The following is a 12,512-nucleotide window of genomic DNA, read 5'->3' as shown; positions in this document are numbered from 1 at the left end:
AGTGCCGCCATGACACAAGATCGCCCCCTCCTTGGCATAGCCTTCATGACCGGTTTTTGCATTCTTGCCCCGCTCGGGGATTCGATTGCCAAGATTTTGGGGGATTCGATCCCTCTTGTGCAATTGCTGCTGGTTCGGTTTGTGGCGCAGGTTGTGTTGCTCTGGCCGATTATCTGGTTCGCCCGTCTGCCTGTACGTATGCCGCGCCGGTTGTTCTGGCTGATGGTGATACGCACGGTTCTGCACATCATCGGGATCGGCGCGATGTTCACATCCCTACGCTATTTGCCCTTGGCCGATGCGATTGCGATTGCTTTCGTGATGCCCTTTATCATGCTGCTGCTGGGTAAATTTGTACTGGACGAGGAAGTCGGCCCGCACCGGCTGATGGCCTGTTTTGTGGGCTTTATCGGCACGCTTCTGGTGATCCAGCCTAGCTTTGCCGCGGTGGGGTGGCCTGCGCTGCTGCCCCTAGTAGTGGCGGTCGATTTCGCATTGTTCATGCTGGTGACACGTAAAGTGGCCAAAGAGGTTGACGCGATGAACCTGCAGGCGCAGTCGGGTGTCATTGCCACAGTGCTCTTGCTGGTGGTTCTGCTGGTCTTTTCGGGCAGCGAGGTCGCCATGCTCGGCGTTATCAACCCGAACACCTATGAATGGAACCTGCTGGTAGCGATTGGTGTGCTGGGTACGGTGGCCCATCTGCTGATGACGTGGTCCCTGCGCTTTGCCCCCTCGGCCACACTGGCCCCGATGCAATATCTGGAAATCCCTATGGCGACGATTGCGGGCTATCTGATCTTTAGCGATCTGCCCAATCCGCTGGCGACCCTTGGGATTTGCATCACCATCGGGGCGGGGCTCTATGTTATCTTCCGCGAACAGCAATTGTACCGCAAGAGCGTCTGAAAGATGCTTGACCCTGACGCGGGGCTTGGGTATCGCTTTGCGCACCCTAAGGGGGCCTGTAGCTCAGTTGGTTAGAGCAGAGCGCTCATAACGCTTTGGTCGTAGGTTCGAGTCCTACCGGGCCTACCAATTTGCCTGATTATTGCTCATAGTGTTCTCTTGGCCAGAATCCGGCCTAAGAGGGGACTTTTATGATCGCAACGCGGCTGAAGAAAATCGCGCTTACACTGAAACTTCGGGTGCAATTGTGCGCTAGACTGGGCCTGTTTGCGGTTAGGGGGCTGCGGGTCAGAAAGATCGAGGAACGCTCCATCGTTGTTACTGGTTCGTACAAGGGGCAGCGGGTTATTTTCAAACAATACCCCCGTGACAAAGCTGCCGCACGCGCAGAGAAAGCCTGTGCAGAGCTGCGGTTTCTGGAAACGAACCTGCCGGAACCTTATCACGTCAATAACTGCATTGAGAGCCTTCCCGATCTGGGGGTTGTGATCCTGAAATGGGTCGATGGGGACACGGTGCGATCTCTTTACAATCAGGCAGAAGAGCGGGAGAGGGGAGCTATCGTGTTGCAGGTGGCGGGCTGGCTAAAGGCTTGTGCCGATCTGCGCAGCAAGGAAAAACCGCTGCGGGCAGCGCATTTTGTGGCACGTCTGGACGTTGCAGATAACGATACCCTAACCAGCGAAGAACGTGCTCTACTTAACGCCATGCTGGCTGAGATGGCCGCACTGGCCGAAGGGATCGAAGCCAAGCCCGTGATCCATACCAGCGCGCATGACGACATGACGCTGGTGAATTTGAAAATCTGGAACGGCGAGCTTTATGCTATCGACATCAACAAGGAACGCTGGCTGCCCTTGATGCGGATGGCGGCGCGTTTCCTTGTGATGAAGGATTTCTTCTCGCCTTGCGACGGGCAGGAGTTGTTTCACGGTCTGACTGCCGCAGAGGCGCGGATGTTTTTAAAGCATGCCGGTGTAGCTTTGCGACAAAAGCGTGTGGTCCGGTATTTTATCGCTGAACAAATGGTCCGTGTTTACGTGGCGCGGGAATCCGACGCAGAGAAACAGAAATGCGCCCGACAACGGATGCGCGCCTTTCTGGGAAAACTGCCAGAAACGCGCGCGGGGCAAGGCCTTGCGAGTTCTGTGTAAACCTGTTTCAAGAAGCTGAGACAGGTTAGAAGAATGCCGGACGGGGTAAAACTCGGTCCGGTCCGGCGCAAATGGCAGGAAATCTTATGCTCGATTATGGTTCGTTTTGTTACCTCGATGTCCAGAAGACCGGATCGAGCTTTATTGTCGACTTCCTTGGACGCCACGCCAGCGAAGAGCCGGTGAAGTTTGTTAAACATCGTCGGGTGTCATTCAAAAGGGCCAAACAGGATCAAGCAACGTTTTATTTCATCACCGCGCGTGACCCTCTCGATCAGTATAAAAGCCTCTATTATTTTGGCCTGACCAAAACCGGCAGCCCGATCCGCCGCCGTCTGGATGCGCATTTTAGTGGTGGAGACAGTCTTTACGCGGACGGTCCGGCCGGATTTCCGAAATGGCTGGAATTCATGCTCGACCCGCAGAACGCCCATTTCTATGAAGCACCCTATGCCGATACCCATTCAGGGATGTTTGGCTATATGACCTATCGCTACCTGACCCTTGCGCTGCCTGGAAAACACAAAGAACTTAACGGGTTCAAGGATCGGGATCAGGTGGTCCGGCGCTACAAAAACAAGGGACTGCCCCAAGCGGTGATCCGCAACGAAAGCCTCAATGCGGACCTTGCGGATTTGATTAAATCACATCTCGGCCCGTATCTGTCGGATGCAGTTGCAGCGGTGAACGAATTGATAACATCTGACGCCCGCGTGAACGCATCAAACCGGAGCGAGGCCAAAGACGTCTTGTCAGACGATCTGCTGCGGGCCGTGCAGGAACGGGAATGGTTCCTGTTCCAGCAACTCGGCTATCCGGCTTACGTGTAGGGATCCTTACGCGTCCAGTTCAACCCAGATCGGAACGTGATCGCTAGGTTTCTCGCGGCCCCGCGTATCGCGGTCGATCTGGCAGTCCAGCAGCAGGTCGGCGCATTGCGGGGTTAGCAGAAAGTGGTCTATGCGGATGCCGTGGTTTTTGTTCCAGCGGCCCGCCTGATAATCCCAGAAGGTGTAATTCATCGGCGCCTGATTGCGGGCGCGGAAGGCTTCGGTAAAGCCGAGGTTCTTGATCCGCTCAAACGCCGCACGGGACTGGGGCAGGTAGAGCGCATCGTCCAGCCACGGTTTCACATCCCAGCAATCTTCGGGCTGGGGGATCACGTTGTAATCGCCAGCCATCAGTGCCGGTTCTTCGGCATTCATCAGATCGCGGGCGCGGGCGTGCAGGCGTTCCATCCAAGCCAGTTTGTAGTCGTATTTCGGTCCGGGGGCCGGATTGCCGTTGGGCAAATACAGCCCGCAGACCCGCACGGCGGTTTTGTCGCCGATGACCGTAGCCTCAATCCAGCGGGCATGGTCGTCTTCGTCGTCACCCGGCAACCCGCGGGTGATGTCTTCGAGCGGGAGTTTGGACAGGATCGCCACACCGTTAAAGGATTTCTGCCCGTGGGTTTCCACACGGTAGCCCAGATCCTCAATCGGTTCGCGGGGGAAGTTTTCATCCACCGATTTAATTTCCTGCAACAGGGCCACATCCGGTTTCGCCTCTTCCAGCCACTGCAAAAGGGCAGGCAGGCGGGCTTTGATCCCGTTGATATTGAAGCTGGCGATTTTCATGTGGGCTGGTCCTTTGATTGCCGCACAAATATCGCGGCAATCCTGTCAGAGAACAAGCGCAAACCGGACCCGAGCAGGGCGGTTTACATACTGAAGCTTGTGCCACAGCCACAAGAGCTGCTGGCATTTGGGTTTTCGATCACAAAGCGTGCGCCGATCAGTTCCTGACTGAAATCAATCACCGCATTGGTCAAAAAGGGCAGGGACACACTGTCCACCAGCACCTTCTGTCCGTCCTTTTCAAGGATCAGATCGTCATCGGCAGCCGTGTCTTCCAGCTTGATTTCGTACTGAAAGCCCGAACAGCCGCCGCCTTCAACGGCGACGCGCAGGCATTGGGTCGCAGTTGCGCCTTCGTTGATCTCGGCAAGCCGTTCAAACGCGCGGTCGGTTACTTTGGGGGGTAGGGACAAGTCCATCTGTTAACGTCCACATCAATCGTGTAAGGTTTCCCTAAACATAGGCTGCGATAAACGCGGCATCAAGGACAAGACAGACGATTAGATCGGGGCCTCAATCAAATGTTATCGAATTATGCCAGTAATCCTGCGAATAGCAGGGGTCGGCTTGTGGATGAAGGCCATTCGGCCCACCGCTCGGCCTTTCAGCGGGATCGGGACCGGATCATCCATTCCACTGCATTCCGCCGCCTAAAGCACAAGACGCAGGTTTTTGTGGAGCATGAGGGCGATCACAACCGCACCCGTCTGACCCATTCCATTGAGGTTGGGCAGGTGGCGCGCACAATTTCCGGTGCGCTGGGCCTGAACGTCGAACTAACGGAGGCGGTGGCGCTGGCCCATGATCTGGGTCACACGCCGTTCGGCCATGCAGGCGAGGATGCACTTGATGAGTGTATGGCGCCTTTCGGCGGGTTTGACCACAACGCGCAGGCCATCAAGATCGTCACCGATCTGGAGCGCCATTATGCGGAATTTGACGGTCTGAACCTGACGTGGGAGTGTCTGGAAGGCATCGCCAAACACAATGGTCCGGTGCTGGAGGATATCCCATTTGCGCTGGCGGAATATAACGCCAAACACGATCTGGAACTGCACACCCACGCGAGTGCGGAGGCACAGGTCGCCGCCCTGTCCGATGACATCGCCTATAACAATCACGATCTTGATGACGGGCTGCGGGCTGGTCTGTTCACCATTGATGACATTTTGCATCTGCCGCTGGTCAAACCCTGCTTTGCAGAGGTGGATCGCAAGTACCCCAATCTGGATCCCGACCGCCGCCGACACGAGGCTTTGCGCCGTGTGTTTGGCCTGATGGTTGAGGATTTGCTGACCGAAAGCCGTATCTGGCTTGATAAATCGGGGGCGCAAACCGCACAGGACATTCGCAATCTGGACCATCCGGTGATTGCCTTTTCGGACGAACTGCTGTCCGGCCTGAACGCGATCCGAGAGTTTCTTTACGCCAATATGTACCGCCACGCGGACGTTCTGGTGGTGCGCGAGGAAATGACCGCTGTGCTGCGCAATCTGTTCCACCGTTTCATGGATAACCCCGAACTGCTGCCCGAGGGCTGGACCCCTTACAGCGATGATTTCGCCCGCGCCCGACTGGTGGCGGATTACGTGTCGGGCATGACAGACCGATTTGCGCTGAAATTGCACAAGGAGTGGGGCGCGGTGAGTTGACCCTTTGCGCCAACATGCTAAACCGCGCTTGATATATAGGAAAGCGCCATGAACCTTTTTGCAGACATCAGAACTCTTGTGCTCGACAGCCTGACAGCCCTTCAGTCCGAAGGGGTGCTTCCGGCGGGTCTGGACTTCACCAATGTAGCGGTAGAGCCGCCCCGCGATGCTTTGCACGGGGACATGGCTACCAATGCGGCGATGGTGCTGGCAAAGCCTGCCAAATCCAAGCCCCGCGATATTGCCGAGGCGCTGGCCGCCAAGCTGTTGCAAGACGCGCGGATTACAGCGGCGGATGTGGCTGGGCCAGGGTTCCTGAACTTGACGCTCGACCCTGCAAGCTGGACCGCGATTGTGCCACAAGCGATTAAATCGGGCGCGGATTTTGGCCGCTCTGACATGGGGCAGGGCAAGAAGGTGAACGTGGAATACGTGTCCGCCAACCCGACCGGCCCGCTGCATGTGGGACACACACGGGGCGCTGTGTTCGGGGATGCGCTGGCCAGCCTGTTGGATTTTGCCGGTTATGATGTGACGCGCGAATATTACATCAATGATGGCGGGGCGCAGGTCGATGTGCTGGCCCGTTCGGCCTATCTGCGGTATCTCGAAGCCAACGGACAGGAAGTCGCCTTTGAAGACGGCACCTATCCGGGCGATTATCTAATCCCCGTGGGGCAGGCGCTGAAAGAGAAATACGGCGATTCCCTCGTGGGCAAGCCGGAATCCGAATGGCTCGCCGATCTGCGGGCCTTTGGCACAGAGGCGATGATGGATATGATCCGCGCTGACCTGAAGGCGCTCAACATTGAAATGGATGTATTCTATTCCGAGAAGTCGCTTTACGGCACGGGCCGGATCGAAGCTGCGATTGACAGTCTGAAAGACAAGGGTCTGATCTATGAGGGCGTATTGGAGCCACCCAAAGGCAAGAAGCCCGAGGATTGGGAGCCGCGCGAGCAAACCCTGTTCAAATCCACCGAACACGGGGACGATGTGGACCGTCCGGTGAAGAAATCAGACGGGTCATGGACCTATTTTGCGCCGGATATCGCCTATCACTACGATAAAATTTCCCGTGGCTTTGACGAACTGATCGACATTTTCGGCGCCGATCACGGCGGCTATGTCAAACGGATGAAGGCGGCGGTTTCGGCCCTGTCTGACGGTCAGGTGCCTGTCGACATCAAGCTGACCCAACTGGTGAAGCTGTTCAAGGATGGCGAGCCGTTCAAGATGTCCAAGCGGGCAGGGACCTTTATCACCCTGCGCGATGTGGTCGAACAGGTCGGCCCCGATGTGACCCGCTTTCACATGCTGACGCGCAAACAGGATGCACCGCTGGACTTTGATTTTGACAAAGTGCTGGAGCAATCCAAAGAAAATCCTGTGTTTTACGTGCAATACGCCAATGCGCGGATCTGTTCCGTGATGCGCAAAGCGAACGAGGCCGGTGTAGACACATCCGACGCGATCCTTGCAGCAGCGGATATGGGTGCGAACACTCATCCGGCAGAACTGGCACTGGCACGCAAGCTGGCAGAATGGCCGCGTTTGCTGGAGCTGGCCGCTAAACACAACGAGCCGCACCGCGTGTCTTTTTATCTGTATGAACTGGCGGCAGAGTACCACTCGCTGCACAATCTGGGCAAAGCCGAGCCGCAGTTGCGCTTCTGGCAGGCGGACAACACAGACCTGTCTCTGTCTAAAATTGCCCTCACCCGCGCCGTTTCGGTTGTTTTATCCGCTGGTCTGGGTATTCTGGGCGTAACCCCGATGACAGAGATGTAACGCGGGCGATTGAAGTATAAAACATAAGACACCACAGGCACCGGGGCGCAATGCTTCGGGTGGGTCCAGAAGTAACGGCCCCGAAACGTAAATATAAGGCGGATAAACCGCTTGTTTCGGGGGTGAGCAGTTAAGCACATGCGATAGCCTGTGCGAGTAAAGAGGCGAAGCTGATGTCCAAGAAGAAAACGGAGTCGAAATCCCAACCGGCGGCAGGTGTCGGGGGCTTGGGGGTTGTGCGAACAGCGGTCAATTGGGGTGTGGCCGGCCTGTCGGTGGCTGTGATCGGCGGCTTTGTATACTGGACCGTCAGCCTTGGCACCCGTGACCCCCACGACGTTCCGATCATCCGCGCAATGGTTGGCCCTTCCCGTGTGGCCCCTGCCGATCCGGGCGGGATGCAAGCGTCCCATCAAGGGTTGGCGGTAAATTCGGTGCAGGCAGAAGGGGGCGTTGCAGCCCCTGCTAACACCGTAGTGCTGGCACCTGAACCGGCACGTCTGCGACAAGAAGATCTGCCCGCCGGGGAAGCTGCGAACGTCACTCGTGTGTCTGCCAAAGCGGAAGATGACACCAGCGCAAAGGCACTGAACGAAGAAACAGACATCGACGTTGAAATCGAAAGCAGCGAGGGGGAAGCCGCAGAGGCCGATCTCGACGCGCTTGAAATTGCTGAAGATGTGGCCGAACAGCTTGCCGCGCGGGAGCAGGCCAACGTGGACCCCGCCACCATTCCGCGCAGCAATATTCGCGGCACACAATATTCCCCGTCAGCCTCCTCCCGCCCGCAAGGACGCCCGAGGGATCTGGAAACCCAGATCACCCGCGTGCAGCCGACATCCTCGCAAGCGGATGCCGCGCCGGAATTCCAAAGCGTCGACTCCGTTCCCGTTGGCACACGTCTGATCCAACTTGGCGCATACGACAGTGCCGAACTGGCCAAGGCAGACTGGTTGAAGCTGTTGAAGCAACATAACCACCTGCTGGAAGACAAAAAACGGTTGGTAATTGCGGCAAAATCCGGCGGGCGCAAGTTCTACCGTCTGCGGGCGGCTGGGTTTGACTCCCTTGATGAATCCCGCGCGCTGTGTTCTGCGCTACTGGCCGTCGGCACACCCTGTATTCCAGTGACCGCCCGTTAATGGCGCCGCGCGCTGCCATATTCGGCTGTCTTGGCCCTGTGCTGTCAGCCGAAGAAACCGCCTTCTTTCGGGATGCGGACCCTTGGGGGTTCATCCTCTTTGCCCGCAACATCGAAACACCGGACCAATTGCGCAAGTTGACCGCACAATTGCGGGATGCTGTGGGCCGTGATGCCCCGATCCTGATTGATCAGGAAGGCGGCCGTGTTGCGCGTCTGCGTCCACCGCACTGGCGGGAATGGGACGCAGCGCTTGATTTTGCGCAAAGGGCAGGGGCCAACGCACCACAAGCCATGCATCTGCGGGGGCGGATGATTGCCGCCGAATTGCACGATCTGGGGATCGACGTGAATTGCGCACCGATGCTGGATGTGGCCACGGACGACAGCCACGATATTATCCTGAACCGCTGTTATGGCCATGATCCCGAAACAGTCGCCGTCAATGGGCGTGCGCTTGCAGAAGGGCAACTGGCGGGCGGCGTGCTGCCGATCATAAAACACATTCCAGGCCACGGTCGCGCATCGCTCGACAGTCACTTTGATCTGCCAAAGCTGGACACACCGCTGGCGGATCTTCAGGCCTCTGATTTTGTGCCTTTCTCGCGGCTGTCGGACCTGCCAATGGCCATGACCGCCCATATCATCTATTCCGCCATCGACCCGCAAAACTGCGCCACGCTGTCCCCTGCAGTGATCGAGGTGATCCGGCAGGACATCGGCTTTGGCGGCTTGCTCATGACGGATGATCTGTCGATGAAGGCGCTATCGGGTAGTTTTGAAGCCCGCACCGCGACCGCGCTGACTGCGGGCTGCGATGTGATCCTGCACTGCAACGGAGAGCGCGCAGAGATGGAACCGATCCTAAGCGAGACACCCGAACTGTCCGGTCTGGCGGCAACCCGCGCCCAAGCCGCGCTGGAACTGCGGCATACACCTGAACCGTTCGACGCGACACAGGCTGAAGAGGCACTGGCGCTGTTGATGGAAGATGCGGTTCATGGCTGAACAAACGCCCCCCGACGGGTCAGACGACGCGATGGACGCCACACAGGCGCGGATCGCGTCCGAGGCACTGCTGATTGATGTGGACGGCTATGAGGGACCGCTCGACCTGCTGTTGACACTGGCACGCACGCAAAAAGTGGACCTGCGCAAGATTTCGGTTCTGGCACTGGCAGAACAATATCTTTCCTTTGTGGATCGCGCTAAAACCCTGCGGATCGAACTTGCTGCGGATTATCTGGTGATGGCGGCTTGGCTGGCTTTCCTGAAGTCCCGCCTGTTGTTGCCTGCCGACCCACAAGAGGACGGACCCTCGGGCGAAGAACTCGCCGCCCATCTGGCATTCCAACTGGAACGGCTAGAGGCCATGCGCCGCGCGGCGGCCAAGCTGATGGCACGGGACCAGCTGGGGCGGGACTTTTTTGCACGCGGTGTGTCCGAAGACACCGGCGTTAAGAAAACTGTTGTGTATAAAGCGACTGTGCTGGACCTGATGCAGGCCTATGCCCGACTGAAAACCAAAGACAGTTTCGCCCCGCTCCACTACGCTGAACGGGACAGCGTTCTGACGATGGAACAGGCGCTGGAACGCATGAAATCCCTGATGGGACATGCGCTGGAATGGTCCGACCTGTCGCAATTCCTGCCCGATGGCTGGTCCGATGACCCCAAAAAACGGCGCTCTGCCACGGCGGCTTCTTTCGCGGCGGCGCTGGAACTGGTCAAAAACGGGTCGCTGGAAATCCGCCAGTCCGACACTTTCGCGCCCATCCAATTGCGCAAAAAGGAGGTCTGAGCATGTCTGATGACAAGCCGGAACAACCCGCCAACATCACCGAAAGCCTGTTTGAAGCGCCGCCCTTGGCCGAACAAGAGCGGATGATCGAAGCGATCCTCTTCGCCACAAGCACGCCGCAAACCAAGCTGCAGATCGAAAACCGGATGCCCCACGGTTCTGACGTGACCGAGGCAATGACCCGCCTGCGCAAACGCTATGACGGGCGTGGAGTTAATCTGGTGCGCATTGGGGAGGCTTGGGCCTTTCGCACTGCCGCCGATCTGGGCTTCCTGATGCAAAAGGAACAGGTAGAGACCCGCAAGCTGAGCCGTGCTGCGATCGAAACCCTTGCCATTATCGCCTATCACCAGCCCGTTACACGCGCCGAGATCGAAGAAATCCGCGGTGTTTCCGTGTCCTCAGGTACGATTGATATGTTGATGGAACTGGACTGGATCAAACTCGGCCGCCGCCGCATGACACCGGGGCGTCCGGTGACGTTTGTGGTGACGCAGGTGTTCCTCGATCATTTTGGCCTTGAAAACGCACGCGATCTTCCTGGTGTCAAGGAACTGCGCGATGCGGGGCTGCTGGACAACCGTCCGCCCCCCGGTGCGCTGCACATCCCGAGCGACGATCCCGATACAGCTGAAGAGCAGGACGACATGTTCGGCTGATCCGGCCAATTGGAATATGGGCCGCGAAGGACTATACTCTGACAAAGGCATAAAGCGGGCAGGAGCCAAGGCAATGAATGTAAACCAGATTGTAAACCTGATCATCCGGATGATCATGCGGCGTGGCATTAACGCGGGGATCAACAAAGGCATGGGAATGGCGCGGGGCGGCAACAAGTCCCGCAATCAGCCCAAAGCCAGCCGCGCGCAAATGTCCCCCGAAGAAGAAGCAGAGTTTTTGGAGTTCAAGCGCCAGAAGAAACTGGCGCGCAAACAGGCCGAAAAGCAAAAGCGCAAGAATGATCCGATAGACCGGATGTAGGGCGCTACATCCGGAAGTGTTTGGACAGTTTCAAACCCTGACCCTGATAGTTGGATTTCAAATCCGCGCCGTACAGCACATCCGGCACCTCTGACATATATTCATACACCAAACGCCCGACGCTCTGGCCATGTTCCAGCGCGAAAGGGGCTTCGTGGCAGCGTACTTCCAACACGCCCCGTGATCCGGTGCCGCCCGCCGCAGAATGGCCGAAACCGGGGTCAAAGAAGCCAGCGTAATGCACCCGGAATTCCCCGACCATCGCCAGATAAGGTGCCATCTCAGCGGCGCAGTTGGGCGGGATGTGAACCGCCTCGCGGCTGACAAGGATATAAAACGCGCCCGGATCAAGGATGATACCGCCGTTACGGGTGGTCACTGGTTCCCAAAACTCTGCCGGATCATAGTGGTTGATCCGGTCCAGATCGATCAATCCGGTATGCGGTTTGGCGCGGTAACCCACCAAGCCGTTCTTGTCGCCGTTAAGATCCACCGAGAAGCCCAGTCCATTGTCGATTTGGGCGATACCGTCCACAAGGCCGATTTCTTCGTGCAAGGCGGCCAGAGCATCGTCAGACAGCTCTGATTTACCGTGCCGGAAGCGGATCTGGTTCAATCGCATACCGGGGCGGACCAGCACCGAAAAACTGCGCGGGCTGATTTCGGCGTAAAGCGGGCCGGTGTAGCCTTTTTCAATCCGGTCAAATTCAATGCCGCGATCCGTGATGCAGCGGGTAAACAGGTCCAACCGTCCGGTCGAGCTTTTGGCGTTCGCCACAGCATTCACTTCGGGGGGCAGGTTGAGGGACTCCATCAGGGGCACCACGTAAACACAGCCTTTTTCCAGCACCGCACCCTGACGCAGGTCGATCTCGTGCATCTGGAATTCTTCGAGCCGCTGCGCCACGGTGCCATTCGCACCGGACAGAAAAGAGGCCCGCACCCGCCATGCTTTGGTGCCAAGACGCAGGTCCAGCGATGCGGGTTGGATTTGCCCTTCGACAGGGGGAACCGTGGTGCGGATTTCCCCGCGCTCCAGCATCTTTGCGATGGATTGGCTGGAAACTACGCCTTTTGTTGTCATAACGATCCCTTACCCTGCATTTTACAGGCTTATGCCGTATTTTGTGCCACGCTGCACTTAAAAATTTGCCTTTAGCGCGGTTGGGGGAGAGGTTGGTATTTGGATATTTGACCCAAAAAGAGGCCAAGCCTGTGACCCATACCCGCTGGCATCTCTTTTTGGTTAAAATATCCGCGGGGTTCGGGGCCGCCAGCCCCGATCGGGTGGCGGAGTTGGACTGGTCTGTCTGGAAGATTTGGCGGGGGAAATGGTCGGGCTAGCAGGATTCGAACCTGCGACCTCTCGTCCCCCAGACGAACGCGCTACCAAGCTGCGCTATAGCCCGACACTCTGGCGATCATGTAAGGGTTTGCGCGCGGCTCTGCAAGTCAGAACTGCAC

Annotated in this window: 13 protein-coding genes and 2 tRNA genes; 11 read left to right on the top strand and 4 right to left on the bottom strand. The window is 57.5% G+C overall.

The window, feature by feature from the left end; all coding sequences use genetic code 11:
• Nucleotides 1-9 precede the first annotated feature (9 nt).
• The 4 genes from IEX10_RS13640 to IEX10_RS13625 all read left to right on the top strand — a co-directional run bounded on the left by IEX10_RS13640 (nucleotide 10) and on the right by IEX10_RS13625 (nucleotide 2,893).
• Nucleotides 10-909, top strand: a complete 900-nt coding sequence (locus tag IEX10_RS13640) for a DMT family transporter (protein WP_188676264.1) — start codon at nucleotides 10-12, stop codon at nucleotides 907-909.
• Between the two features lie 52 nt (nucleotides 910-961).
• Nucleotides 962-1,038 (top strand) — tRNA-Ile (locus tag IEX10_RS13635).
• Nucleotides 1,039-1,100: 62 nt separating this feature from the next.
• On the top strand, nucleotides 1,101-2,063 hold the full coding sequence (locus IEX10_RS13630) for a phosphotransferase (RefSeq protein ID WP_188676261.1): 963 nt from the start codon (nucleotides 1,101-1,103) through the stop codon (nucleotides 2,061-2,063).
• 71 nt (nucleotides 2,064-2,134) lie between these two features.
• Nucleotides 2,135-2,893 carry a hypothetical protein gene (locus tag IEX10_RS13625; protein WP_188676258.1) on the top strand — a complete coding sequence of 253 codons (759 nt, stop codon included), beginning with the start codon at nucleotides 2,135-2,137 and terminating at the stop codon, nucleotides 2,891-2,893.
• 6 nt (nucleotides 2,894-2,899) lie between these two features.
• On the opposite strand, the gene xth is transcribed toward IEX10_RS13625, so the two are convergent.
• Both xth and erpA read right to left on the bottom strand, forming a co-directional pair.
• Nucleotides 2,900-3,682, bottom strand: a complete 783-nt coding sequence (xth, locus tag IEX10_RS13620) for an exodeoxyribonuclease III (protein WP_188676255.1) — start codon at nucleotides 3,680-3,682, stop codon at nucleotides 2,900-2,902.
• Between the two features lie 83 nt (nucleotides 3,683-3,765).
• Nucleotides 3,766-4,095: an iron-sulfur cluster insertion protein ErpA gene (erpA, locus tag IEX10_RS13615; RefSeq protein WP_188676476.1), complete on the bottom strand. Its 330-nt coding sequence runs from the start codon at nucleotides 4,093-4,095 to the stop codon at nucleotides 3,766-3,768.
• A 108-nt stretch (nucleotides 4,096-4,203) separates the two neighbouring features.
• Here erpA and IEX10_RS13610 point away from each other — a divergent pair, with 108 nt between their 5' ends.
• From IEX10_RS13610 to IEX10_RS13580, 7 genes are all read left to right on the top strand, one after another.
• Complete coding sequence (locus IEX10_RS13610; protein WP_188676252.1) at nucleotides 4,204-5,334, top strand: deoxyguanosinetriphosphate triphosphohydrolase; 1,131 nt, start codon at nucleotides 4,204-4,206, stop codon at nucleotides 5,332-5,334.
• A gap of 48 nt (nucleotides 5,335-5,382) precedes the next feature.
• Entirely contained in the window at nucleotides 5,383-7,125 is a 1,743-nt protein-coding gene (gene argS / locus IEX10_RS13605; RefSeq protein WP_188676249.1) for an arginine--tRNA ligase, read from the top strand.
• A gap of 173 nt (nucleotides 7,126-7,298) precedes the next feature.
• Entirely contained in the window at nucleotides 7,299-8,267 is a 969-nt protein-coding gene (locus IEX10_RS13600; protein ID WP_188676246.1) for an SPOR domain-containing protein, read from the top strand.
• On the top strand, nucleotides 8,267-9,274 hold the full coding sequence (gene nagZ, locus IEX10_RS13595; RefSeq protein WP_188676243.1) for a beta-N-acetylhexosaminidase: 1,008 nt from the start codon (nucleotides 8,267-8,269) through the stop codon (nucleotides 9,272-9,274). Before IEX10_RS13600 ends, nagZ begins: the two co-directional genes overlap by 1 nt.
• Nucleotides 9,267-10,067: a segregation and condensation protein A gene (locus IEX10_RS13590; RefSeq protein WP_188676240.1), complete on the top strand. Its 801-nt coding sequence runs from the start codon at nucleotides 9,267-9,269 to the stop codon at nucleotides 10,065-10,067. The genes nagZ and IEX10_RS13590 overlap by 8 nt, the downstream gene beginning before the upstream one ends.
• A gap of 2 nt (nucleotides 10,068-10,069) precedes the next feature.
• Nucleotides 10,070-10,726 (top strand): SMC-Scp complex subunit ScpB, encoded by a 657-nt coding sequence (gene scpB, locus IEX10_RS13585; protein ID WP_188676237.1) that lies wholly within the window; start codon nucleotides 10,070-10,072, stop codon nucleotides 10,724-10,726.
• Nucleotides 10,727-10,799: 73 nt separating this feature from the next.
• On the top strand, nucleotides 10,800-11,048 hold the full coding sequence (locus IEX10_RS13580; RefSeq protein ID WP_188676234.1) for a hypothetical protein: 249 nt from the start codon (nucleotides 10,800-10,802) through the stop codon (nucleotides 11,046-11,048).
• Between the two features lie 4 nt (nucleotides 11,049-11,052).
• Here IEX10_RS13580 and IEX10_RS13575 read toward each other — a convergent pair whose 3' ends face one another.
• Together IEX10_RS13575 and IEX10_RS13570 are read right to left on the bottom strand one after the other, a co-directional pair.
• Nucleotides 11,053-12,132: a 2'-deoxycytidine 5'-triphosphate deaminase gene (locus IEX10_RS13575; protein WP_188676231.1), complete on the bottom strand. Its 1,080-nt coding sequence runs from the start codon at nucleotides 12,130-12,132 to the stop codon at nucleotides 11,053-11,055.
• A gap of 248 nt (nucleotides 12,133-12,380) precedes the next feature.
• Nucleotides 12,381-12,457: transfer RNA gene (locus IEX10_RS13570), tRNA-Pro, on the bottom strand.
• Between the last annotated feature and the right edge of the window lie 55 nt (nucleotides 12,458-12,512).

Source organism: Neptunicoccus cionae (genome assembly GCF_014643735.1).
GTDB lineage: Bacteria > Pseudomonadota > Alphaproteobacteria > Rhodobacterales > Rhodobacteraceae > Amylibacter > Amylibacter cionae.
The sequence above is the reverse complement of the archived record's forward strand: the minus strand, read 5'-3'. Positions and strand labels throughout refer to the sequence as shown.